General features: G+C 53.3%; 22 protein-coding genes. 15 read left to right on the top strand and 7 right to left on the bottom strand.

All coding sequences use genetic code 11. The annotated features are described in order from the left end of the window. Positions 1-34: 34 nt before the first annotated feature. The 3 genes from ACVLVH_RS22480 to ACVLVH_RS22470 all read left to right on the top strand — a co-directional run bounded on the left by ACVLVH_RS22480 (position 35) and on the right by ACVLVH_RS22470 (position 2,576). Complete coding sequence (locus ACVLVH_RS22480) at positions 35-916, top strand: tyrosine-type recombinase/integrase (RefSeq protein WP_498950087.1); 882 nt, start codon at positions 35-37, stop codon at positions 914-916. A 689-nt stretch (positions 917-1,605) separates the two neighbouring features. Further along, on the top strand, positions 1,606-2,262 hold the full coding sequence (locus tag ACVLVH_RS22475; protein WP_498950085.1) for an AAA family ATPase: 657 nt from the start codon (positions 1,606-1,608) through the stop codon (positions 2,260-2,262). A 44-nt stretch (positions 2,263-2,306) separates the two neighbouring features. Further along, complete coding sequence (locus tag ACVLVH_RS22470) at positions 2,307-2,576, top strand: ribbon-helix-helix domain-containing protein (RefSeq protein ID WP_498950083.1); 270 nt, start codon at positions 2,307-2,309, stop codon at positions 2,574-2,576. A 1,196-nt stretch (positions 2,577-3,772) separates the two neighbouring features. On the opposite strand, the gene ACVLVH_RS22465 is transcribed toward ACVLVH_RS22470, so the two are convergent. Further along, positions 3,773-4,693, bottom strand: a complete 921-nt coding sequence (locus tag ACVLVH_RS22465) for a LysR family transcriptional regulator (RefSeq protein ID WP_498950082.1) — start codon at positions 4,691-4,693, stop codon at positions 3,773-3,775. Positions 4,694-5,103: 410 nt separating this feature from the next. Here ACVLVH_RS22465 and ACVLVH_RS22460 point away from each other — a divergent pair, with 410 nt between their 5' ends. After that, positions 5,104-7,455 carry an autotransporter domain-containing protein gene (locus ACVLVH_RS22460; protein WP_498950081.1) on the top strand — a complete coding sequence of 784 codons (2,352 nt, stop codon included), beginning with the start codon at positions 5,104-5,106 and terminating at the stop codon, positions 7,453-7,455. A 107-nt stretch (positions 7,456-7,562) separates the two neighbouring features. Continuing rightward, positions 7,563-8,396, top strand: a complete 834-nt coding sequence (locus ACVLVH_RS22455; protein ID WP_498950080.1) for an EAL domain-containing protein — start codon at positions 7,563-7,565, stop codon at positions 8,394-8,396. 583 nt (positions 8,397-8,979) lie between these two features. Here the strand turns inward: ACVLVH_RS22455 and ACVLVH_RS22450 are convergent. The 5 genes from ACVLVH_RS22450 to ACVLVH_RS22430 all read right to left on the bottom strand — a co-directional run bounded on the left by ACVLVH_RS22450 (position 8,980) and on the right by ACVLVH_RS22430 (position 13,787). Further along, positions 8,980-9,936 carry an Abi family protein gene (locus ACVLVH_RS22450; RefSeq protein ID WP_074176940.1) on the bottom strand — a complete coding sequence of 319 codons (957 nt, stop codon included), beginning with the start codon at positions 9,934-9,936 and terminating at the stop codon, positions 8,980-8,982. Positions 9,937-10,320: 384 nt separating this feature from the next. Then, positions 10,321-10,563 (bottom strand): hypothetical protein, encoded by a 243-nt coding sequence (locus ACVLVH_RS22445; protein ID WP_498950078.1) that lies wholly within the window; start codon positions 10,561-10,563, stop codon positions 10,321-10,323. 181 nt (positions 10,564-10,744) lie between these two features. Next, a complete protein-coding gene (umuC, locus tag ACVLVH_RS22440) occupies positions 10,745-12,019 on the bottom strand; it encodes a translesion error-prone DNA polymerase V subunit UmuC (protein ID WP_498950076.1) in 1,275 nt (424 codons plus the stop codon). Between the two features lie 8 nt (positions 12,020-12,027). Next, the gene (gene umuD / locus ACVLVH_RS22435; protein ID WP_498950074.1) at positions 12,028-12,477 is read right to left on the bottom strand and encodes a translesion error-prone DNA polymerase V autoproteolytic subunit; all 450 of its coding nucleotides are present in this window, start codon (positions 12,475-12,477) and stop codon (positions 12,028-12,030) included. A gap of 407 nt (positions 12,478-12,884) precedes the next feature. Next, entirely contained in the window at positions 12,885-13,787 is a 903-nt protein-coding gene (locus ACVLVH_RS22430; RefSeq protein WP_498950131.1) for a LysR family transcriptional regulator, read from the bottom strand. 89 nt (positions 13,788-13,876) lie between these two features. Here ACVLVH_RS22430 and ACVLVH_RS22425 point away from each other — a divergent pair, with 89 nt between their 5' ends. Together ACVLVH_RS22425 and ACVLVH_RS22420 are read left to right on the top strand one after the other, a co-directional pair. Then, a complete protein-coding gene (locus ACVLVH_RS22425) occupies positions 13,877-14,893 on the top strand; it encodes an NADP-dependent oxidoreductase (RefSeq protein WP_498950072.1) in 1,017 nt (338 codons plus the stop codon). Between the two features lie 62 nt (positions 14,894-14,955). Continuing rightward, positions 14,956-15,258 carry a putative quinol monooxygenase gene (locus ACVLVH_RS22420; protein WP_498950071.1) on the top strand — a complete coding sequence of 101 codons (303 nt, stop codon included), beginning with the start codon at positions 14,956-14,958 and terminating at the stop codon, positions 15,256-15,258. Positions 15,259-15,389: 131 nt separating this feature from the next. Here ACVLVH_RS22420 and ACVLVH_RS22415 read toward each other — a convergent pair whose 3' ends face one another. Further along, complete coding sequence (locus tag ACVLVH_RS22415; protein WP_498950069.1) at positions 15,390-15,668, bottom strand: helix-turn-helix domain-containing protein; 279 nt, start codon at positions 15,666-15,668, stop codon at positions 15,390-15,392. A gap of 389 nt (positions 15,669-16,057) precedes the next feature. On the opposite strand from ACVLVH_RS22415, the gene ACVLVH_RS22410 reads away from it, so the two are divergent. The 8 genes from ACVLVH_RS22410 to ACVLVH_RS22375 all read left to right on the top strand — a co-directional run bounded on the left by ACVLVH_RS22410 (position 16,058) and on the right by ACVLVH_RS22375 (position 22,328). Then, positions 16,058-16,609 carry a DUF1281 domain-containing protein gene (locus ACVLVH_RS22410; protein ID WP_498950067.1) on the top strand — a complete coding sequence of 184 codons (552 nt, stop codon included), beginning with the start codon at positions 16,058-16,060 and terminating at the stop codon, positions 16,607-16,609. Between the two features lie 90 nt (positions 16,610-16,699). Then, entirely contained in the window at positions 16,700-16,987 is a 288-nt protein-coding gene (locus tag ACVLVH_RS22405; protein WP_498950066.1) for a DUF1281 family ferredoxin-like fold protein, read from the top strand. A 36-nt stretch (positions 16,988-17,023) separates the two neighbouring features. Continuing rightward, entirely contained in the window at positions 17,024-17,260 is a 237-nt protein-coding gene (locus tag ACVLVH_RS22400; protein ID WP_498950064.1) for a hypothetical protein, read from the top strand. Between the two features lie 329 nt (positions 17,261-17,589). Further along, complete coding sequence (locus ACVLVH_RS22395; RefSeq protein WP_498950062.1) at positions 17,590-18,234, top strand: DNA methyltransferase; 645 nt, start codon at positions 17,590-17,592, stop codon at positions 18,232-18,234. Between the two features lie 13 nt (positions 18,235-18,247). Continuing rightward, positions 18,248-18,481 carry a hypothetical protein gene (locus ACVLVH_RS22390; protein WP_222235264.1) on the top strand — a complete coding sequence of 78 codons (234 nt, stop codon included), beginning with the start codon at positions 18,248-18,250 and terminating at the stop codon, positions 18,479-18,481. Between the two features lie 456 nt (positions 18,482-18,937). Further along, positions 18,938-19,372, top strand: a complete 435-nt coding sequence (locus ACVLVH_RS22385; protein ID WP_222235265.1) for an antirestriction protein — start codon at positions 18,938-18,940, stop codon at positions 19,370-19,372. Between the two features lie 43 nt (positions 19,373-19,415). Further along, a complete protein-coding gene (locus ACVLVH_RS22380; protein ID WP_498950059.1) occupies positions 19,416-19,793 on the top strand; it encodes a DUF1380 family protein in 378 nt (125 codons plus the stop codon). Between the two features lie 855 nt (positions 19,794-20,648). After that, positions 20,649-22,328: a DUF4942 domain-containing protein gene (locus tag ACVLVH_RS22375; RefSeq protein WP_498950058.1), complete on the top strand. Its 1,680-nt coding sequence runs from the start codon at positions 20,649-20,651 to the stop codon at positions 22,326-22,328. Positions 22,329-22,404: the final 76 nt, after the last annotated feature.

Below are 22,404 nucleotides of genomic sequence, written 5' to 3'. Positions count from 1 at the left end.
CGTTCCACGCCCCCGGACAGCGGAGATTGAAAAATTGAGAGGGTTACCCCGCGAACTTTCGCAGATTTCACCCAGCGACGTCAGCGCGCAGAACGTGACCGGCGGCAGCGCGGCGCGCTACTTTGACTACGCCTCGGCGCTGGCGCTTCGCAACCTTGCGGCGCACTACGGCACGGCCATGCCCCGCTACCTGCTGGCGCCCGAAGTGGCGCTGCTGCTCGACGCCGAACGCGATCAGCGGAAAAGGCTGCTGATCGAGACGTTCTGGAACACCGGCGGCCGGCTGAACGAGGTGCTGCCGCTGACGCCCGAAGATTTTGCGCTCGACGGCCCCGACGGGCGCGCGCTCGGGGCGCCCTTCGCGGTGCTGCACACCCTTAAACAGCGCAGAGACGAAGAGAAGCAGAAGCAGCGCGGTCGTGGACGGCCCACCCGGGAGGACCAGGCGGCGCTGCGCGAGGCCGAGGCCAATCCGCCCCGCGCCGTTCCGCTCACCGATCCCGGCTACGTGCGCCGGCTTCGCGAGTATCTGGCCACGGTCCGGCTCAAAAAGAGCGAGCGCATCTGGGACATTGACAGCCCGGACACCGTCCGCACCTGGATTAGGCAGGCGGTCAAAGCTGCAGAGCGTGACAGCGTCACCTTCAGCATCCGGCCGATCACGACTAAAACGTTCAGGGACTCGTTTGCGATGCATCTGGTGCAGCACGGCGTGCCGAAGAAGGTCATCCAGTCGATGATGGGCCATAAGGATGAAAAGTCGACCGAGTGGTATACGCAGGTGTTGGCGCTGGACGTCACACGTCAGCTCGGCGTGAGGTTCTCAATGGCCCCGGAGGAGGCGCGCGCGCTGGTCATGCCCGGTGAACTGCCCGCCAGAGGGCAGCTGAACTACCCGGGTATTAAGGGAGGCTAAGGACGATGACTTGTTATACCAGGATGACTGACGCCGCGCTGGATGCGGAGATTGACCGGCTGTCGGGTGAAATAGCCTAGTATGAAGACCTCTACGACGCTGAATACCAGACTAAAAATGACGTAGAGAGAGAGTTCAACCAGGGAATGATTAAGAAACCAATGGAAGATACGATCGCCAGCTGGAAGCGCGCCATGGATGAAAGACGGCGCCGTATGAGATTCTGGATTGCGCCCTGATAAGGAGACCGCAGCGACGGCTTCCCTTAAACCCTTCTTTGCCGGCGGTCAGGCCTACAGCGTTTTGACCTGTAGCATCTTTTCCGTTGCCCGGTAGAAGGCATTACCGCTGCTACCCAGCTCCACAAAACCATGGGCCCTGAGCCAACTGAGCATCGCCACAATGTCTCAATCCAGGGCTGCTGCTGTTTCAGCCTTAAGCAGAGCTCCGCCTTTACCGTTACCGACAGCCCTCTCCTGACGCTAAACCCCGCCCTCCCCCTCCACTCTCAGGATTTTCGTAAATGCGCCCCTCTAAGTTTAATGCATTATTAATTTCATTTTAATATTAAAATTACATTGTTGTGATGTTGTAGTGATTGTTTTCTGGATTTATCTCCTCTACAATCAACCTCAGTTAATGAAATCCGAATTGATATCTTTTTAATATTAAAATGAGGGCGTGTTGATATGATTCTGACAATCGCGAATACCAAGGGCGGCGTGGGTAAATCGACTCTGGCTGTTAACATTGCGGTCGCCCGTGCGCATCAGGGCAAGAAGGTCTGGCTCGTTGACGGTGATAAACAGGGCTCATCTCAGACGGCCATTCTGATCCGATCTGAGGCAGATGTGCAGCCTGGCATCGCCTGCTCACATTACCCAGATGGCCCCGTTCTCAGAACGCAGGTTCTGCAGCAGAAAGACAACTATGATGACGTCATCATCGAATGTGGCGGGCGAGATTCGACGGCCATGAGGGCAGCGCTGACGCTCACGGATTATGCGCTGGTTCCGTTTGTTCCGGGCAGCTTTGAAGCATGGGCGATGGAAGACGTCGTGAAAATGATGCAGGAAGCAAGAAGCATACGTGAACCCTTCCCGGCATTTTCAATTCTCAACAGGGCGGACGTTAACCCGCGCAGCAAAGACAATCAGGATATGGTGGCGGCTATGTCTGAGTATGCGGCTGATATCCCGGTCCTGGACCACCTCTTGCACATGCGTAAGGCCTTTGCCAACGCAGCCGGCAGCGGCCGTTCCGTTGTTGAGCTGAAGCTTAAAGCCCATGAGAAGCCAGCCAAAGACGAACTCGAAACACTCATCTCTATAGTATTTAAAGATTGATGTGATATTATTATAATATTAATTGAGTATTGAGGTGATGTGTAATGGCGATTACGTCCAAACCGAAGGGTACCCCCCCGATACCGCAGAATCAGGCGGACATCGAAAAGTTTATCAATGACGCTCCGGACGGCAACAAGCCGGAAAAGCGGGGCGTGAAAAAAGGTCAGCGCGAGCAGATTACGGTCACGTTTGATACCACCATCATTTCTCAGCTGGACGATCTCGCCCAGCACGAAGGCCTGTCCCGCGCCGCGCTTATACGTATGGCTGTACGCCAGCTGCTGGATAAAGGTGCGCAGGTGGGGGGGTAAGCCGTCCTCTGTCAAATTAATATTAAAGTGATATTGTTTTGATTTCTTTTTGATTTCAATTCAGCATCACTTTAGTGTTGTTTTCACACTTAGTGCATCAGATGTTACTGAGCAGATTTATTTTGAGAATGCGGATAAATGAAAAATACCAAAAGGATAAATGATAATAATGGGCACTGGAAATGATAAGCATTATGCTGCTTTGTGCGTATCGATTAGTGTTGTTTTAACAAGTCTACTTATTGGGTTTACAACGCGACTCACCGATCCCGATGATGCTTGGAAATTCATAGCATTAATAATTTTCGATTTGATTGTCACATATAACGCAGTAACTCTGATTCTTTCGATATTAACGAAAAAGAAAGAAACAATCGAAGTAAAGCATGACGAATAGTTGCGTTTGGATTTAAGAGCCGCGAAAGCGGTTTTTTGGGCTGACTGACAGCCTGGTCACAGTCCCGGCTTTGCAGTGACGGGGATTTTACGGCTGATGCAGTAATGCTTTCTGAGTCCTCGCTAACGCAGCGGGCTTCCTGCGTATAACGCCACCTGTGCGCTCTGCGCATCTGATAGATGGACAGAGACACCTGAACGCACAGACGGGCGCAGGGATGACAAGGCCGCTTGAGCGGTCATTAGGAAGCAGGGGTAATCCTACGCTAATTTAATATTAAAATGATGTCATTCTGATTTCTTTTGATGTTAATTCAGTATCACTTTAGAATTGTTTTCACACCTTGCTCCTTGCCTGCCGTCTCTGGCGCTATTCATATCAGAAACGCCTGCTTCCCGTTGATGAAATTAATTCCGATCTGCCTCGCTGCGTCCCTGGACATTATTTCCGAATGTGCCGTTTCGTCCACGTGAAAAAGCACGATTTGCTGGCGGCGGTCGCCGGGCAGGGAAGGTAAACGGGCGTCAGAACACTATATGTGGTGTGCCGGTCATCTGCCTGAGCCACTACATGTTGATTATCCGCCGAAGCGGGGGATAAGGGCGCGGGGAATGGACAGAATGACGGTTGTGTCCAGCGCGTGACGGAATGACCGTTTTCGGGCCGTCAGCTCAGAGAAGGTGGATGCCGGTGTGCAGGCATCCAATGCCAGCGGTATCAGTCTCCAGGCTCTCTGACAGAGCAGGGCGCTGGCTGCCGAGAAAGCGGTCAGCAGACCCGCTGATGAAGCATGAAGGTATCAGAAAAAATCATTCCACTGATTTTCCAGAAAATCGATAAAGCTGCGAAACAGAGGCGTATAGCTGGTCCGGTAGCGCCAGACCAGATACGCCGGTAATGCGGGCAGGTTCCACTCAGGAAGTACCGCAACAAGCTTTCCGGCATCAACGTGCTGTTGTACCGACCAGGTCGGCAGCGCCATACAGATCCCCTGGCCCTCAATGGCCATATTGATCAGGCTGCCAATATTGTTGGAACTGAATACCGGTGACGTATTGACCGATACGGTTTTATCTCCCTGCGCTGACGTGAATTTTATCTCCCCTGCAAGAGAAGGATGCATCAGCTTCAGAATATGTGCGTTGATCAGCTCTTCTGGATGAGCGGGGTTCTGAACGCTGCTGAGGTACTCAGGAGAGGCAAAAAGACCAAAAGGCACCTGATTGATTTTTTTATGGATCAGATCCGGGCTGTTGATGTAGCCACTTTTGATGACCAGGTCGTCGAATTCGGGCGAATTACTCGAAAAGCTGCCGCCCTCACGGGAAAGAATATAAATCACCGCGCCGGGGTGTTTTCTGGTGTAGGCCATGACCCATCTGGGGATCAGGCTCTCACACATCACCGTCGGTGCTGCCAGCCTCAGGACCCCCTGAATGCTGCTGTCGTGTTCGTTGAGCTCGGCAACGAGATCGTTGTAATGGCGACAGATAAGCTTTGCTTTTTCATATGTCGCGTGACCCGCGGGAGTGATGTCAAAGCTGTGCGCGCTTCTGCTCAGCAGCTGGGCGTTCAGGATGTTCTCAAGCTTGATGACCGACTTACTGAACGCAGAAACGCTGCGGTTCACCTCGCGGGCGGCGGCAGAAAAACTGCGGCACTCAACCACGCGGGTGAAGATCATCCAGTCACTGATCAGGCTGTTGGTTTTTAAGAGCATTGAGTTACCCGTTTTCCTGCTGAAGATTGATACATGGTCAGCCTGCGTGCGCACTGATACGCCGGCATGAATTGTTCATAAAATAGGCAGCCATGTTGCATTTTGAAACATAAACCCGGGCTAAACGACCGAGATAAGTGCTGGTTTATTTAATTATTAAACTTTTTATTTATGCTCTGTCAGCAGGGTACCTCCTGAATGCAAATACAAAAAATACATTCTTAATATACTAAATATTGTTTTCCATATTGGAAAACTTAGTTTTATTTTATTTCTCAATGGAAGCTTGAACTTTTATGGATAATGTCTTCAGCCCGGAATTAAGTGGCCACTGCAGACTTTCTCATCGCGGGAAATGAACGCCTTAAGACTAGTCATTAATATCAAAACCTGAAGAAGACATGAGAATTATGTTTGATCGTAAATTCAAAAAGAAAGCTATTTCATCTGCTGTGACCACAGCATTACTGGCATCAGTTATTGCATCGGGGACGGCAGTAGCTGAGGAATATAATACCAGTAATAATGGTGTTAAAATTATTTCGGGCGATAGCCAGCATATCATCTCAGCATCACAAAATACCAATCGTCACACCCAAGATATGTTGAAAGGTGGCTTTTCGATAATGGGTTGGGGCGATGAAGCATGGTTTAGATTAAAAAAAGATCAGTCTGGGAGAACCCAGGTTGAACTTAATAAAGAACTTTTGAATGAAGGAACAGTAACTGCAAATAATTTGGGGTTTAAGGGATTCGTCTCCTCAACCAGTCAAGATGGGAAAGTTATTGGGGGTATGACTACTGATGGAGATGTTGGTATATGGTTATTTGATAGCGATGGAAATAAAGGGGCTGGTCGCATTACTGAAATTAAAAGAGAAAATAGTACTACACTAACTGGCATTATCACTCATGTAAGCCAGGATGGTAAATATGCATCATTTTGGAGCAAGGACGTAAATCTTGACTCGTCAGCAGCATATGTATATGACATTGATGCGCTCGTCAAAAGTACTTCAGAGTCAGATAGAATTAAAGCAAAAGCCATTTTAGCGAATTCATCCGTTTCAACGTTATCTGCTAAGCCTTATACAGCTGCCAATGCTGTTGAGACAGCGGATGACGGAACATTTATCGCAGTGGGTAATGAGTTTAGGTATGATGATGCTTTAAAACCAGTTGATTCCGGTGCTCTAGTTTGGACGACTAAAGATAAAGATAAAGAAGCACCTAACTCAAATATTTACGTGGGGCAAGAATTATACAAATCATCCGAGGATGCATATTCTACTGCCACCGCTATTTCCAAAAATACTAAAATTATCGGCGGAGCAGAAAACAGCAAGCCGGTAATCTGGTCAGGCTTCCACTGGGGATCACTGACTCAGCTCAAGCTGGCCAGTGCTGAGACACAGGGTGCTGTGGCCGCTCTGTCTGCAAACGGCAGCGTGGCGGTGGGTAATACCTTTGACACCGCGACTGACCAGAAGCGCGCTGTGAAGTGGTCCGGCGACAACTGGACAGAACTTTCGGATCTGGGAACGTTAAAGAAAGATAACAGCGGTAACTCAACCGTGAATACCATTACCAGTGACGGTACTATCGCTTCCGGCAGCGCGGACGCGGACGATGGCACCGTGCATGGCATCATCTGGAAAATCGCTGAGAAAGAGAAGCAGGAGAAAGAGAAGCAGGAGAAAGAGAAGCAGGAGAAAGAGAAGCAGGAGAAAGAGAAGCAGGAGCAAGAGAAGCAGGAGCAAGAGAAGCAGGAGCAAGAGAAGCAGGAGCAAGAGAAGCAGGAGCAGGAGCAAGAGCAGGAGAAACGAAACAAATCGGACACGGATAAGGTCATTAAAAAAGTAGACGTGACCAATACCAATAAAACCATTGCACAGATGGCTTCAGATACTTTCCAGATTATTGAAAATCAGCACCGTGCGCTGACCCGCCTGCAGGATATCTGCGGTGCCGGTGAAGGCGAGACCTGCTGGTCTGTACAGCGTGGATATACCTCTGCAGGCAAGGTGCGCGATAATTCTGCGGGCGTCAGCGTGGGCTACGGTTTCAGCGATAATATTTCTGCCGGGCTGAGCCTGGATACCTCAGATGCCACGGGCCGTCCATCAAGCTACAAAAAAGCCACCAACAGCTTTGGCGTGGGCTTCTCCGTTGACCTGCACTCTGCGTTTGACGGCGGTGACTGGTATATCCGCCCTGCCGTGGCGTTTAACAAGTCAAACACTCAGGTTGAGCGTCAGACACTGTCAAATACCGAAGCCGGTAAAGGCAGCAGCAGCATGAAAGGCCTGGGTGCCAGCCTGGAAGGAGGTCAGAACTTTCATCTGAACGAGGCGGGTTCCATTGGCTGGTATGCGGGTGCGCGCTACAGCGACGTGAGCCGTGCTGGTTTTACCGAAACCAACGCAGATTTCCCGGTTACCTACGGTGAGCTTAAAGACAAGCGCACCTCGGTCTATGCCGGTGCGCGTGCAACCGTTCCTGTGACCCAAAATGTGAACTGGGTGTCGGGCCTGGAAGTGGCTCAGCTGTTAAGTAAGGACCCAACCTTTACGGCAAGCGCGGACCATATCGGTCAATTCAGCCACAAAGCGGGCCTGAAAAAAACCACCGCATCAGCGAAAACCGGTGTTGAGTACGCGGTAACGCGCAACGTCTCCGTTTCACTCACGCCAACGGTCAACCTGACTGCAACCGGTGATACTGCCTGGGGTGGTCTGTTCGGCGTCAGCGGACACTTCTGATAACCACTGAGGGGGAACGTCTGTTCCCCCTTCTTCTGTCGTGATAGTGCCGGTTTCATTGTGACGCTGTCCCGCCCGTTCTTTATGCTCCCCCTGCAGGAACCGTTATGAAACGCACTTTGTCAGCCCGGAACGGAAAAAGAGCCACCGATCCTGTTCTGCTGGATCAGCTATACACCGTCTATCAGCCTATTGTGGACCGGCACCTCAACTTTATGGGCGTTGAGCTGCTCTGCCGCAGACAAATCAACGGGAAGGTGCAGCTTCCGGGGCTGTTTCTTAACAAGGACACCGCGTACTCCACCTGGGTATCACTGACCGGAAAAATGCTGGACGATGCCGTGGATCGTATTAATGAGTATAAATATTACGGCTTCTACACCGTCAATATTCCGGCCGCAATTGCGGTCAGCAAAGAGTTAATCCCCCTGGTAATCAGTTCAGTACTGAGGCTGATTAATCTGGATGATATTTCAATGCTGACGCTTGAGTTCTCTGAGAACACCGACTTTACCCGCTATCCTCAGGCAGCGGCAAACATCCGGGAGCTTCGTGAGATGGGGCTGCATGTTCTTTATGATGACTGCTTTTCTCCCACTTCTCCCGCAGGATTTCATCTTCCTCCGGAGGATATTCCTTTCAGCGGGTTCAAGATAGACATGAGGACGGTATGGCTGTCACAGCATGATTTTAATATCCGGCGGAAGATTGAAAAACTGGCAACCTACTGTCAGGCACAGCGCCTGGCGTGTATATCTGAAGGGATTGAGAACTTTGCAGACGTCAGCCTGATGGCTTCTCTGGGCGTCAACGAATATCAGGGTTACTTAATCTCCCCGCCTGTGAGCTGGAGCGTTCTCAATATAAAGCGGGATTTGTTCAGACACCCGGGAACTCATCGTAATGAAACGGAGGATTCTGCCTGTAAATCATATTCCTGATGATTATAAGGATTATCTGCGATGAGTATCTGCACGGCGGTAAGGGGGATACTGTATGAGCAATGCTGTGGAAGAATACAGAGCCGCATGAACAATCTGGCCTTGCTGGCGATAACTATACTGGCCTGCCACTGCCCGGCATGATGAATATCAATTAAACAGGCATAATTCCTTCCGGTGATGTCAGTCTGAATAGACTGGACAGAATAACCTCCCTGTCCAGGTGGTGCGGGAATGAAACAGGAAGCAGCCAGAGTCCGCTGCTGATCTGCCCGGACACGTCGCCCGGAGCGCGGAATCTTGTTCAAATTATCTGGCTCGGTCGCAGGCGTTCCGGATGTTGGCCATCAGCTGCAGCTCAACGCCGGTGCGAACATGATTTTTTTTTACATGGAGTTAGGACATTTTCATTACGAAAATTATCGATGAGTTTTTTTGAGGGAAGCAGTCACGGCGGTGCGCTACGTGAATTCTGCGATTTTCGCAGGGGTGAAGGACGAAAGAATCTACGAGAAACGTCAGAAAAAAAGACCGCTGACACGACCTTTCTTTCTTGAGTTCCTGAAATTAGCTTGCGGTTTTTTTAAAAAAATAGCTGTTCCTCATTCCAGCGTTCAGGAAATCCCATTGAAGCATAGAATAATTTAGATACCGGATATTCTTCGAATAGTGCTTGAACTTCTTCCCCAAATTTCTCAAAACCAAATGCACTCAACATTTTCTGGATAACGGCAAGTGAGGTATATATCCGATTAAGTTGATCTCGGTTTGTTACATTTGTTTTCACTAGCGGAATGTCTGGGTTAAGTAAGTTCTTCACCAGCTTAGGTGCTCGTCTGTTTCTGTTAAATAAACGAGTGTGATGACAGCAATCATTACGTACTGTATGGATGACAGTTAACCAGTCCAAAAGAGTTACATAGTCTTTTGCCCCCGCAATTCTCGATGCATATCTATCCAGTTTCAAACTTGCGATAGAATGAGGATTAAAGGCTTCTAACAGGCTTTTCAGATTACCGAAGGTTAACAACTCAATTGACACCCATCCTGGAGGCAACCCCCGGTGAAACGGACAATATTCGTTAAAGTATTTTGACCTATAATGTTCTGCAAATTCTTCTTTTGATTTTCTGAATGACATGCTTACACTGGAAACAGTTCTGATATGATTATCACTATGATTAAATAGGGATGAATCTAGATACCAAAACGAATTTTGATTTTTTCCAGTAACCCAGTAATCAAAAGAACTGCGCACGGCAATTTCAATTTTTTGTATCAATTTAAAAACCAGCAGCCGCAACCCCTGATCAAACAGATATAGCTCATGCGCTTTATCAAAAGTTGCCTCTGGATAATATCTGCGGGTAGCCTCGTCACGAAAAGGAATCAGATAGGCTTTAAATCGGTAGTAACTACATCTCTCAAGTACCTTTCGCGCATTGTCAACATCAGCGATAGTTAAACCATCTCGTTGCAGTTTCTGACACAAATCAGAGCTTGACTGGTATGGTTTTTGGTATGGAATGAGATCTGACAATTCAACAATCCTATCGAAAAGCCAAAAAAAAAGCCTCCACTCTTACGACTTAAAGTCTGGAGGAAGCTGTTGTTAGGGAAAACAGTACTATACTATTGTTCTTCTTTTTTAACAAAAAGTGCTATCCAGCATAGGGACTAGGGGCGATAAGGAGGTATGTTGTGAGGTTATCCCATAAGTGCTTCACCTGCTAGAAATTTGTTAGCTGTGTTTTATTGTGGACAGAATTGGCTGTCTGTCCAGGTTGTATAGCGGCACGTTGCATGTGCATCGGTCGGGCAGTCACCGTTTTTTATGAATGCCGGTGAGACAGGCAAGCCGGAATAGAGGGCGGGTGAGCCAGTGTGTCCAATAAGTGCGGAAATTATATGCAAACGTGGAAAGTTAAATCAGACTTATCATGAAAATGATCATGCCAAAACTGTACGCAGCAAGTAGCATTTTGAATGAAGTAGTAAATTTCTTAATGTTAACAATAATATAAGCAAGAATTATCCCTAAAGCTGCATAAAAAGAGAAAAAATAGTCTCTAAAGTTTTCAGCAAAATTGATACTGAGAAAAAGCACGCTTAGTGAAATTAAAACTGCCGGTATAGCTCCAGAGTGTATGGCTATTTTATTATTCATAATATTCACCTTTATATATTGCCGGAAATTTATCTGTATGGCAGGCCAGTCACACTATATGACGTCATGATAATACCAGGTAAGATCTCCGCAAGCTAGGAGAACCGAGAGCTTGAGATCTCCGGATTTGAACAAAATCTACGCTGTAACTATCAGGTTAAACAGAGCATGCGCATAGCATTTACAACACCCGGGCAACAGGAATATCTTCCCAACGTGTTGTCCATGCTGGGGAAAGCAGCTCCCGTTTCATTTTCCACTCGTTGTTCACTCCCTGACGCGCAAACCACAGGTTTCCCAGCCCGGACTGATTAATACCGTCCAGCACCTTCATCAGCTGCGCACTGTTTTTTCTCGGCTGATGTTCATCGAACAGGTTCAGCTGGCTGACGCCATGCGGCGTGAAGTCATCAAGCATGATGCCGGCCGTCATATAACGGCGACCTTCCAGCCAGATGCGGTCCAGCGATCGCATGGCCACCTCGATGACGTCACGCGTGTCCTGCGTCGGGCGCGGGAGCTTCTCGCCGGCGCTGTTGCCGTAGAACACCTCATCTTTCGCGTGCGGCGAGGTGCGGATAAATACGCCAACGTGCCGGCAGAACTGGCGCTCTTTCCTTAGCTTCTCGGTCGCGCGCGTGGCGTACTGGCAGAGCGCCTCCTGCATGGCCACCTTTGTGGTGATGCGTTCGCCAAAAGAGCGGCTGGAGACGATCTGCTGCTTTGCCGGAGGCATCTCTTCAAGCGGAATGCAGGATTCGCCGTTGAGTTCGCGCACGGTTCGCTCAAGCACAACGCCGAAATTTTTGCGGATCATGGCAGGGTGCGCTCGCGCCAGCTGCAGAGCGTTTTCAATACCCATCAGGTTAAGGCGCTTGCCGATGCGACGTCCCACGCCCCAGATTTCCTCTACGGGCTGATTCAGGAGAAGGGTTTCGGTTCGTTTAGGATTGCCGGGCGTCAGCGCCAGCACGCCGCGGAACTGCTTCCATTCCTTGCTTGCCCATTGTGCTGATTTTGCCAGGGTTTTTGACGGACCCATCCCCACGCCGACGGTCAGACCAGTCGTGGACAGTACGTGCGCGCGCAGCCGCCGGCCAAAGTGCTCAAAGTCTTCGCAGCCATTGATGCCGGTTAAATCGAGGAACATTTCGTCAATCGAGTACTGTTCAACCCGGGGCGTCATTTCTTCCAGTGCCGTCATAAGGCGCTGCGACATCGAGTGGTACAACGCGTAATTGCTTGAAAATACGTGAACTTTTTCAGGGTATTCCTGTGCTTTAAGCTGAAACCAGGGCATACCCATTTTTATATTCAAAGCTATGGCTTCGACGGATCTCGCGATAACACAGCCATCGTTATTGCTTAACACCACCACGGGTTTGCCGCGCAGGTCAGGGCGGAACAAGGTCTCGCATCGGGCATAAAACTTGTTCGCGTCGGCTAATCCAAACATAGGCATGGTTACCTCCGGCGCGCGCGCGTACTGTTAAAAAACCATGTGACCACGCCAAGCAGCTGCAGCTCTTCCGGATAGATGACGGGGTAAGCCGGATTCATGGGCAGCAGCGCAAGACACGGCTGCAGCTGCAGGCGCTTGACCGTGAATTCGCCGTCTACCTCCGCGATGACGATGTCGTGGTGCGTGGCCTCTTCTGCCCGGTCAACCACCATGACGTCGCCATCAAACAGGCCGAGATCCTGCATGCTATTGCCGCTGGCGCGCACGAAGAACGTCGACGCGCGCCGGCGAATGCAGAGCTCGTTGAGATCGAGCTCTTTTTCGACGTAATCCTGTGCAGGGGAGGGGAAGCCGGCCGCGCAGGGCTCCGCGTAGAGCGGCACGCGGACTCTGGGCGTAAAGATGGGTGGCCAGAGCACAGTGAGATCCGAAGAACATGCTGCCTGTTTCATAGAGCAGCCCTCTGCAGATGATCAGGCGGTAATGCAATTGCTGTCTGTACGTCGCGCATTAAAATCCTCCTTAAATGGATACTGTTTTTATATACAGTATTATTGAGGCGGATTTATCTGGCAAGTCCTCTAAGCTGAATGAGCGTCGTTTAGCCGCTCATTTGCCTGAATGGCGACCAGTTTTATTTTCCTGAGCCTTAGGTCGTCAGTTTCTGAAGCATCTGCAGCATGAAGTCTTTACTGACCTGAACGGAATTAAGTGAATTCAACTATTACAGCGCCAGCTGGGTAACAGTGGTCTGGAGTGAAATCTGGCGGCTTAATGACGTATTGAGGCATCAAAACCGACATTACTAACTGACGGTTGTATCTAATACCGGGGGCAGGTCAAGAGGGGCTCAATTAATTTAAAAATGCTTAATCAGATGATCAAGGAATGCACGAACAGCTGGATTAGACCGCCGACTTTCATGCCAGAGTGCCGAAATATTATGCCGCTCTACAGCAAAATCGGAGAGAACCGGAACAAGTCTTTTATTCTTTACCCATGTATCAGCCATAAAACTCGTCGCCATTCCTATTCCGCCTCCTGCAGCAACTAAGGCTAATACGGCTTCGCTGGCATCCACAACAACATCTGACGATGGCAAAATCTCTGTCTCCCGTCCCCCAACCTGAAAAGGCCATCGAAAAAGCTGCCCTGTATGTTGATAACGCAGGTTTACCGTTTTATGGCTCATTAGGTTGTTTGGATTTTCAGGGGCAGAGCAACTGGCAAGATATTCAGGCGAGGCGTAACACCCCAGCCGGTAAGGCGAGAGACGGCGCGACAGAAGATTTGAATCGCCAAGATCGCCAAGCCGGACGGCAATATCAATGCTCTCATCCACGATACTGATTACGCGGTCGCTCAACCGCAAGTCAATTTTCACTTTTGGGTAAAGCGCGCAGAATTGCGGAAGTGCAGGAGCAATCATATGCAGACCGACCGGATACGATGCCGCAATACGCAGTGTCCCTGCGGGCTCCGCGCGAGAGCGTTTCGCTATCTGCTCAATCTCGTCAGCATCCTGAAGCAATCGTAACGCCCGCTCGTGAAGCTCACGGCCTTCTGCGGTTAAAACCAGCGAGCGTGTCGTTCGGGTAAACAGGGTAATACCAAGTTGCGTCTCCAGCCGCTGGATGCTCTTACTGATTGCTGAAGGTGAAACTGACAGGGAACGGGCAGCAGCAGTGTAGCTGCCGAGAGCGCCAGCACGAGCGAATGCAATTAAACCTGTGAGTCTTTCAAAACCTATTTGTTCCTTCATGACACAATTAAAGCGAAATTCAGCCTGATTATCAATGCCAGATATTAGGCTTATCATCTGTCATCTGATTCCCTTTAAGAGAGATTGTGATGACTGACATGATGAAAGCAGTACAGCTTCATGCATTTGGTGGGCCTGAGAACCTGCAGTATGACGAGACAACCCGTCCAGAGGTGGGAAGCAATGAAGTCCTTGTTAAAGTATATGCGGCCGGCCTTAATCCACCGGACTGGTATTTGCGCGACGGTTACCGGGCGCTCCCGCCTGAATGGTGGCCTGCCCCGACATTTCCGCTCATTCTGGGAACAGATATATCAGGCGTAGTCGCAGCCGTCGGAGAGGATGTTTCGGAATTCACCATAGGCAATGAGGTTTATTCAATGGTGCGTTTTCCTCAGGGGATAATGCAGGGCAGTGGCGCCTATGCTGACTACGTGAGCGTACCTTCCTCTGAGCTGGCAATGAAACCACAACGTATCGGACATGTTCAGGCTGCGGGTGCGCCGATGTCGCTACTTACCGCCTGGCAGTTCCTTGTCGAGTTGGGTCACGATGCCCCCAATCCTTTTCAGTCCTTCAGGCATACACCTGTCCCATTAGAAGGCCGGACGGTGCTGGTAAACGGTGCCGGTGGAGGCGTTGGGCATTTTGCGGTGCAGATAGCCAAGTGGAAAGGTGCGCGAGTAATCGCCGTGGCTTCATCCCGAAATGAGGAGCTTATGCGTGAGCTGGGGGCAGATGAGTTTATTGACTACACAAAAATAGCAGCCGAAATCGCTGTAAAAAATGTCGATCTTGTTATTGATGCCGTTGGCGGTTCAAACATGGAGCGCTTCCTGACGTGTATCAAACCGGGAGGCGCATTGTTTCTCGTCAACCCTCTGGGGTTTGCCGGACAGGAGGAGGCTCTCAGAAAGAACATTACGGTTTCAATCACGCAGGTACGCTCAAATGGTGCACAACTAGCTACTGCCGGCAGCCTTCTGGACGAGGAAACTATCCGGGTTGTTATTGATAGCACTTACCCATTAGCCATGGCGTCCGCTGCTCATCAGCGTGCTGCACTGGGTAGCATTCAGGGCAAGATCGTGCTCACTAACTTTTGATGAGCACTTTTCCGTCAGGCCAATAGTTGAGTTCAGGCAGATGGCAATACAAGGATACCAGGATGCTTATTATCAGCGGTTACATTCACGTCAGGCCTGAGGATTTGGTAGCATTTGTGAGCGATACACAGTCTCTGTCTAAAGCAGTGCGACAGCGCGAAGGAAACTATTCCTATGATATAGCAGTGAAAGATTATTCTGCTGGAAAGTTGCTCATATCTGAGCGCTGGAAAGATCAGGCAGCACTGAACGCCCATCTTGAATCCGCGGATACGCTTGCTTTTGTTCATCGATGGCAGGGGCGAATGACGGGTGAGGTTCTGAAATATGACGCTTTTAACGAAAGGGCCCTGATGGAGTTGTAAGTAAAATCAGATGCCATTTTTACTGGCTCGTAATTACGGGCCTTTTTGAACTTCCGCTCTTCGCTCATGGCGGACATTCGCCTGACGTCAGTCCGCCTTGTCGGCTTAATGCAAACAGCATCGTTACCCGCTCACCTGCCAAAATCGCTTCCAGTTTCTTTTCCTGAGACCTCGGCCGTCATTTTCTGAAGCATCTGCAGCAGGAGGTCCTTGCTGAGCTGGTCGGATTTCAGCGCTGGCATAACGTTGATAAGCGACAGCGTGACAGTGGCCATCGCCACCGATCGCTTTACACGTTCTGCGTTCTCGTAGTCTTTGTACGTGCGAAGGCTTACCCCAAGCTCCGCTGCGGCCCTGTCACGGCTCCAGAGCAGGCCCCGGCGCCAGAGCCTCAGTTGCCAACCCGTCATATTCCTTCTCCTTGCCCATCAGTCTCGTTTTATTATCTCCAAAAAGTGCAGAAACTGCACTTTTTTTAGAAGTTATTAATCATCCGGGATTCATTCTCTTCTCCCACATGCGTGACGCCACAGCGCTGCAAAGGCCGGCGGCCGTTCCTAAAAATGCCATGCAAGCTCCCTCTGTGCCATCGGGCCTGCACCGTGCCTTCACCTTAGCCGGGCCGCTGCGCCGGCAAGGGGTCTGTCGTCACCCGTTCCCCGCCATACGCGGGACATTCAGTCCGCTCCGGCGGCGCGTGCGGCTTCCTCCCTCGCCCGTTGCCTGCTCCGCTTTGCGCCCGGCTTCCGTGGCGGCACGGTGCAGATGGTGCCGTGCAACCCTTAACGGAGGAGTCAACATGCCAAACTGGTGTGCCAACAGGCTGCGGGTTTCAGGCCCGGAATATCACGTAAAGAATGCGCTGGCGCTGATTGAAGGCGGGGAGGGCGTTCCGCTTTACGCGCGGGCGGCGGCAGAAGGGATCCAGCTCTTTCTGGCGGGCTGTGCCGGGCTGCTGCGCCCGGTGGAAGCGACGGACTATGCCCCGTATCCCGCTCTGGTGAATGGGACGGGAAGCGATATTCCGCAGAACCGCGCTTTTACGCAGTGGGTGGCGCAGCTGCGTGAGGGCGCAGAGCTGACGCCGGAAATCTGCAACACGCTGCACGAACTGTGGCTGGCCAGCGGTCTGCAGCGCATGACGTGGTCATCGCTCTCTGCAGAGCAGCAGACGGTGATCGCCGGGCTGTGGCAGATAAAGCACGGTGACTGGTACTGGATGCGGGGTAATAACGGCCTCAGCGAGTCGTGGGACTGCCGGTGCCGCGAAGACGCGCTGCCGCTGCAGGCACTTCCGTTCGACATGCTGCAGCTGATCCCGCCGCGTCTTGATGCGGAGATAAACGGATAAAACGGACGCCTGCTCCACGGTGTGCCGGACGGGTTTACCGACGTAGTGGATCGCTGCGGCACAAAGTGGCCACACGCGCACAATCTTGACGTGTCGCACTCCGGGCTCATCACTTTTGACGCTGATTTTGATACGCCCTGGTCGCCTCCCTCGCCGGACGTGCTGTCAGCGCTGAGCGAGCGTTACGGCGTCACCGTTGAGCACTGGTATGCCGAGTCCGGCAGCAGCTACTGCGGATGGGCTGTTTATGAAGCGGGCTGTCAGACCGGGGAGTGCTGCGACTCGCTGGAGTGGGGCGATGAGGAAGACGAGTTCGGGTTCAGTGAGGTGACGGGCCCGGCATGGATCATTGACAACGTGGCCAGCTACGGCGGCTGAACAGGAGGCGGCGGGCGCAGGCCCGCCGGACAGAAAATGCATGCATCCCTGACCATTGAAAAACTGATCGAGCATCTGCAGAGGTTTGCCCCCGACACGCCCTGCGTGGGTCACTTCTGGATAGCTGACGACTTAGAAGACGTGGCCCCGGAGCTCACGCCGGAGGAAGTGGTGGCCACCTTGGCGCTCGCTGACAACACGCTCGACGCTGAGAACAGCCTCAGCTGGTATTTCCTGCGCCACTGTGCCGACACGGTGCTGGCGCGCAGGTAGCTGAAGTAATTAAGGCGGCCGCCCGCGGGCGGCGCTCTTTACGGAAAGGAGAGAGACGTCGCTGCGCTCCACCTTCATGCCGTATCCCGTCCTGCGGCCGGAAAACGGCGGGTATAAAGTGCCGTGCCCTCACGGTAGCCGGGCTGCTTCGCAAACAAGGTAAGCTGGCGCCGTCCTGCTCACCCGTTCCCCGCCGTGCGCGGAACATTCAGTCCGCTCCGGCGGCGCGTGCGGCTTCCGCGTCCGCCCTTGTTTGCTCTGCTTATCGCCCGTCTGTGTGGAGGTCACGGCACCACTACCGGTGCCCCTTCATACACAGGAGCATCACTATGTCTCGATTCATGCACGGCGACAGCGTACAGGTTATGGGCGGCTTTCCGGATAAGAGCATTGATTTCATCCTCACCGATCCGCCGTACCTGGTCGGCTTTAAGGATCGTTCTGGCCGCTCGATTGCGAATGATGTAAACAGCGAGTGGGTGCTGCCGGCAAGCCAGCAGATGTACCGGGTGCTTAAAGATGACAGCCTGGCGGTGAGCTTCTACGGCTGGAATCGCGTGGACATTTTTATGCAGGCGTGGAAAGCCGCAGGTTTTCGCGTCGTCGGCCACCTGGTCTTTACCAAACCCTACGCCTCTAAGTCGGCGTTCGTCGGCTACCAGCACGAGAGTGCGTACCTTCTGGCCAAAGGCCGCCCGCAGCTGCCGGCAAAGCCGCTTCCTGACGTCATGCCCTGGCAGTACACCGGCAACCGCCATCATCCGACTGAAAAACCGGTCAGCGTGCTGCGGCCGCTGATTGAAACCTTCACCCAGCCCGGCGCGATCGTACTGGACCCGTTTGCGGGCAGCGGTTCAACCTGCGTTGCCGCACAGGAATGCGGCCGCCGCTGGATTGGAATCGAGCTCCTGGAGGATTACCACGCGGCCGGCCTGCGCCGCCTTTACGCACATCGCGCCGCGCGCGCGGCATAACGGAGACCGATAAATGCTTAATCTGACAGAACAACACGCGGCCGATCGTCTGGCTGACGACGTGGCCGATATCGACGAGACCCTGACCGAGCTGTTCCTGCGGATCCACGCGATGCGCCAGCGCTGGCCGCGGGACAGCGACGCCCCCGCGGTGCGACTGACGCTGCTGGCAATTGACGATATCTGCGATTCCCTGAGGGATGCAGGCCGCCGGGCGGAGCAGCTGCGGGGCTGTCTGCGCAGGTGACGGGATTCTGCGGGGCGGTTAAAAAGCAACCGCCCCCGGATATTCCCCCCGTTGCCTGGCCTGCACAAATGTATCCACAGGGTTCCGGGGCGGATATGCACCCCGGATGTGGACAAGACAAAAAGGATGTCGCGAGCTCCGCCGTTTATGCACGCCGGCGGCGTGCGGGAATAAACGTCCGTGCGGTCTGCGGCCAGTGCCGTGCCTTCACTTTAGCCCGACGGCGGCGTGTTCAAGAGCCGCAGGCTCTCCTCCTCCCCCGTTCGCACTCACTCCTGCGCGCTTACTCCCGTCGCGTCTCCGCTCATGCTTCGCGTCGCCGCCGTGCGTAATCACGCCTCCGTTCGCTTGCGCTGCGGCCTCGTCGTCGCTCTTGATCACGCCTCTGTCCGTCGGGCTGTCATTCAGGCACGGCACAGGCCGGAACTGTATCCCCTTTACCTGCGGAGGTTTCTTATGAACACAGCACTGCACGCGCCTCAGGCGGCGCGTTTTCTGGACGGCTTCGTAAAGCTGCGCTTTCTGCCTTCTCTGTTCGGCGATGATTTTATGCGCGCCGAAAACAACGTCTATCTGTACGCCGCGCGCTATCTGACGAACTACAACGGCGGTGAGTGGACTTTTGTTCACCTGGAGCAGGGCGGTGGATACATGATCCCGCCGGATGGCACCTGGCGGTTTGAGAATCCCGAAAACTGGTCTGTGGCAGAGGTCTCCGCTGACGCGGCGGGGATCATCATCACCGCGCTGGTTCTCAACCACCGCAGCTGGATGTATGACCGCCACGACGAGGAGGAGCTGTGTGCGCTGTTTTGCCGCCGCCACCGCCAGCTGATGGTCTGGGCAGAAACTCATCCCGAAGCCGCCGCTATTTTTCGCGCGCTTGACTGAACACTAACAGGGGCGGCAGAGCCGCGCACAAGGAGATAACACGATGCACGGTAACGTAAATGAAATCTGCGCCTGGCTGCTGGAGACCTTTCAGCCGGGCACTCCGTTCACCATCCTGGTATGGACGGAGGAGGACGTTCAGGATTCTGCGGATTCAATGGCACTGACGGAGGAGGAGGCGCACGCGGTGCTGGATGAGATCGGCGAGCTTGATGATCACCGGCGCTACGGGATAGGCCGGGATACCGTGCGTGAGCTGGCGTGTCAGGTTCGCCGCGACAGGCAGTCAGCGCGGCACGTCACCCTGCCGGCCGCGAGCCTGAAGGTACTGCTGGAGCTGGCCGGAAAGGCTGGCGAAACGGGCGAGGGTATGGACACTGCGGAGGCTATCCATCAGGCACAGGATGCCATGCGCGGGTAGCGCGGGGCAGGGCAGGGAAGCCCTGTGCCACATCCGGGCGCGTGAAAACCCCAGCCGCCTGAGGGCGGCGGCCGCTATGCGGCGCCTTCGGCGCCGCTTCCCGTGCTGCTGAAAACAGAAATAAGGCGTGGACACAGAGATATAGAAGCCAGCAGAAATCTGACAGGACTATACAGAAAGTTATTGAATTCAATGGTTTTAACTTTCGTTTTTACAGTGTGAAGGATAGCGATATTTATTACCCTGAGCTGCCGTTTTTTACCGCCGTCAGTCTCAGAAACTGCATAGAAACGCATGCCTTCAGCCGGAGCCGGAGAGCGATTGCGGGCAGCTATAAAAATTAAAAATCCACTTAAAGGGCATGGCTCCACCTTCGGCTCCCCGGCAAGCCGGGTCGTCAAGCCCTACGTCGCTAAGCGGCAAGCCGCTAAGCGCCACCGAACCCCTGCGGGTTTCGGCCGCAGGCGGTTTCGGTCTGATGGCGAAGGTCAACGGCTGCAACCGGCTTGCGCCGGTGCGTTAACCGCCCCGGAAAAGGCCTCCGGGGCTTCAGGGCAGACCGCCGGGGCGGTCCCTGACGGCTTTTACGGCATTCCGTCCTGGTCTTTCGCAGAGGGCTTTTCGTAGCACCGCCGGTTCGTTCAAAAAGGGGTGAAATGCACTCCGTCAAAAACTTTTTGCGGAAGGGCCACAAAAACTTTTTGCCTCCGCCCCTTTATGCCCTCTCTTCGTCGTTGCTACTCGGCCCTCGCCGCGAAAGGCCAGACCGGAAAGATAAAACCCGCGTCAGAGAAGGTCTTTTTCGGGTCCGCAGCGCGAGCTGCACCTACTCAGCCGGATTTAAGGAGCCATGCCATGCAAAACATCCTCGTGAACGTCACCTCTGATGCGACCACAGAACGCGCACCGATCGCCGCCGCCGGTGAAGTGATTTCAGATACCTTTTTTGCGCCCGTTGAAACTGACGTCATTGACGGGCTGCTGGGCCGCTATGAACACATGTACGCAAAATTAAAGAATATTTCGGCCACAATTCGTGAAGGCGGTAACGGCGAGGCGGTGGAGTATTTTCTGTGCGGTAACGTGCGCGATTCACGTCTGAATATGCCGCCGGTTCGCGTGGTATTCGACCTGCCCGGCGCGGTAGCGGCCCTGAATGCCGATTTCTGGCAGAAAGCGCTGAACCTGACGGACGTTTACGAGTACATGCCTAACGACCGCCGCAACGATTGGAACGACCAGATCCGCGCAAAGAAAGCGCCGGACTTTGAGGAAAACGCGGTGCGCGCGACGCTCTCCGAACTGCTTTTCTCACGTCAGAAATTTTTCTCCGAGCGCGTTGACGGTATTTTCCGCAGCCTGTCACGCAGCCACGTGACCAACCGCCCGGAAGGCTTCAGCAAGCGCATGATTATCGAATGCATGTTCGATCAGTGGGGCATGTGCAACTACGAGCGCACAGGCTACGTGGACGACCTGCGCAAAGTGATCGCGAAGTTTATGGGGCGTGATGCGACCGGCCTTAACACGACCAATAAAATTCTGAAAATCGCGCGCGACCGCTCGGGGGAGTGGGTAGCGATCGACGGCGGCGCGCTGCGCGTGAAAGCCTTTCTGAAAGGCACCATTCATCTTGAAATTCATCCGGACATGGCCTGGCGCCTGAATGATATTCTGGCCTATCTGCATCCGGCGGCCATCCCGGCGGAGCACCGCCAGAAGCCGCGCACGAAGCCGAAAACCTATGATCTACACACAAATCTGCTGCCGTTTTCCGTGCTGGCCGTGCTCAGCGACCTGCAGACAGAGCGCACCGAGCCACAGCAGCGCAACCGCCGGGAAGACCCGCTCCCGCCCGTGACGACAAATCCTTTTAACCGCCGCATTAAAGGCTATTCGGACGAGGATAAGGCCGCGCGTGCGGAAGCTGAAAAAGTGCTGCTGAGCCTGGGCGGCGTAAAAAAGAACCTCAACGCCTTAACCTGGTTTGAATTCGATTACGACCCGACCACGGCGCTTGAAGATATTCAGCTTTCCGGCGCGCTGCCGGAAAAGAAAACACACCAGTTTTACCCGACACCGGGCGAACTTGCCGCGCAGCTGCTGGACGAAGCGGACATCCGCGAGGGTGAAACCTGCCTGGAGCCGAGCGCAGGCATGGGCGGCCTTGCTGACCTGATGCCGCAGGCACAAACAACCTGCGTGGAGATTTCGCCGCTGCACTGCCGCGTGCTGGAGGCCAAAGGCCACCAGGTGATCGAAGCCGATTTTCTGGATTGGGCAAATGTGACCGATCAGCGGTTTGACGTGGTGGTGATGAATCCGCCGTACAGCGAAGGGCGCGCCGTGGCGCACCTCAGCGCGGCGGCGGCACTGGTGAAGAACGGCGGACGCCTCGCGGCCATTATGCCCGCAGGCAGCGACCGCAAAGACCTGCTGCCGGGCTGGGACTGCAGCTGGTCCGCGCCGATGGAGGGCATGTTTGCGGGAACCGGGGTTCGTGTGGTGCGCCTCATGGCGTACAAGCCGGAATAAAACCGGCCCGGCTGGCAGGGGCGCCCCTGCCGGATACCGCACCGGCCCGCAAAGAGGGCCGGACAACAGCACATCG

The sequence above is a fragment of the Kluyvera sp. 1366 genome (assembly GCF_054823405.1).
The sequence above is the reverse complement of the archived record's forward strand: the minus strand, read 5'-3'. Positions and strand labels throughout refer to the sequence as shown.

Coding starts and splice junctions, on each gene's coding strand:
- ACVLVH_RS22415 (WP_498950069.1), bottom strand. CDS start 15,668: ATGACGGGTTGGCAACTGAGGCTCTGGCGCCGGGGCCTGCTCTGGAGC.
- ACVLVH_RS22470 (WP_498950083.1), top strand. CDS start 2,307: ATGGCGATTACGTCCAAACCGAAGGGTACCCCCCCGATACCGCAGAAT.
- ACVLVH_RS22420 (WP_498950071.1), top strand. CDS start 14,956: ATGCTTATTATCAGCGGTTACATTCACGTCAGGCCTGAGGATTTGGTA.
- ACVLVH_RS22445 (WP_498950078.1), bottom strand. CDS start 10,563: ATGAATAATAAAATAGCCATACACTCTGGAGCTATACCGGCAGTTTTA.
- ACVLVH_RS22430 (WP_498950131.1), bottom strand. CDS start 13,787: ATGAAGGAACAAATAGGTTTTGAAAGACTCACAGGTTTAATTGCATTC.
- ACVLVH_RS22390 (WP_222235264.1), top strand. CDS start 18,248: ATGCTTAATCTGACAGAACAACACGCGGCCGATCGTCTGGCTGACGAC.
- ACVLVH_RS22465 (WP_498950082.1), bottom strand. CDS start 4,693: ATGCTCTTAAAAACCAACAGCCTGATCAGTGACTGGATGATCTTCACC.
- ACVLVH_RS22375 (WP_498950058.1), top strand. CDS start 20,649: ATGCAAAACATCCTCGTGAACGTCACCTCTGATGCGACCACAGAACGC.
- ACVLVH_RS22400 (WP_498950064.1), top strand. CDS start 17,024: ATGCATGCATCCCTGACCATTGAAAAACTGATCGAGCATCTGCAGAGG.
- ACVLVH_RS22395 (WP_498950062.1), top strand. CDS start 17,590: ATGTCTCGATTCATGCACGGCGACAGCGTACAGGTTATGGGCGGCTTT.
- ACVLVH_RS22455 (WP_498950080.1), top strand. CDS start 7,563: ATGAAACGCACTTTGTCAGCCCGGAACGGAAAAAGAGCCACCGATCCT.
- ACVLVH_RS22410 (WP_498950067.1), top strand. CDS start 16,058: ATGCCAAACTGGTGTGCCAACAGGCTGCGGGTTTCAGGCCCGGAATAT.
- ACVLVH_RS22460 (WP_498950081.1), top strand. CDS start 5,104: ATGTTTGATCGTAAATTCAAAAAGAAAGCTATTTCATCTGCTGTGACC.
- umuD (WP_498950074.1), bottom strand. CDS start 12,477: ATGAAACAGGCAGCATGTTCTTCGGATCTCACTGTGCTCTGGCCACCC.
- ACVLVH_RS22475 (WP_498950085.1), top strand. CDS start 1,606: ATGATTCTGACAATCGCGAATACCAAGGGCGGCGTGGGTAAATCGACT.
- ACVLVH_RS22385 (WP_222235265.1), top strand. CDS start 18,938: ATGAACACAGCACTGCACGCGCCTCAGGCGGCGCGTTTTCTGGACGGC.
- ACVLVH_RS22380 (WP_498950059.1), top strand. CDS start 19,416: ATGCACGGTAACGTAAATGAAATCTGCGCCTGGCTGCTGGAGACCTTT.
- ACVLVH_RS22425 (WP_498950072.1), top strand. CDS start 13,877: ATGACTGACATGATGAAAGCAGTACAGCTTCATGCATTTGGTGGGCCT.
- umuC (WP_498950076.1), bottom strand. CDS start 12,019: ATGTTTGGATTAGCCGACGCGAACAAGTTTTATGCCCGATGCGAGACC.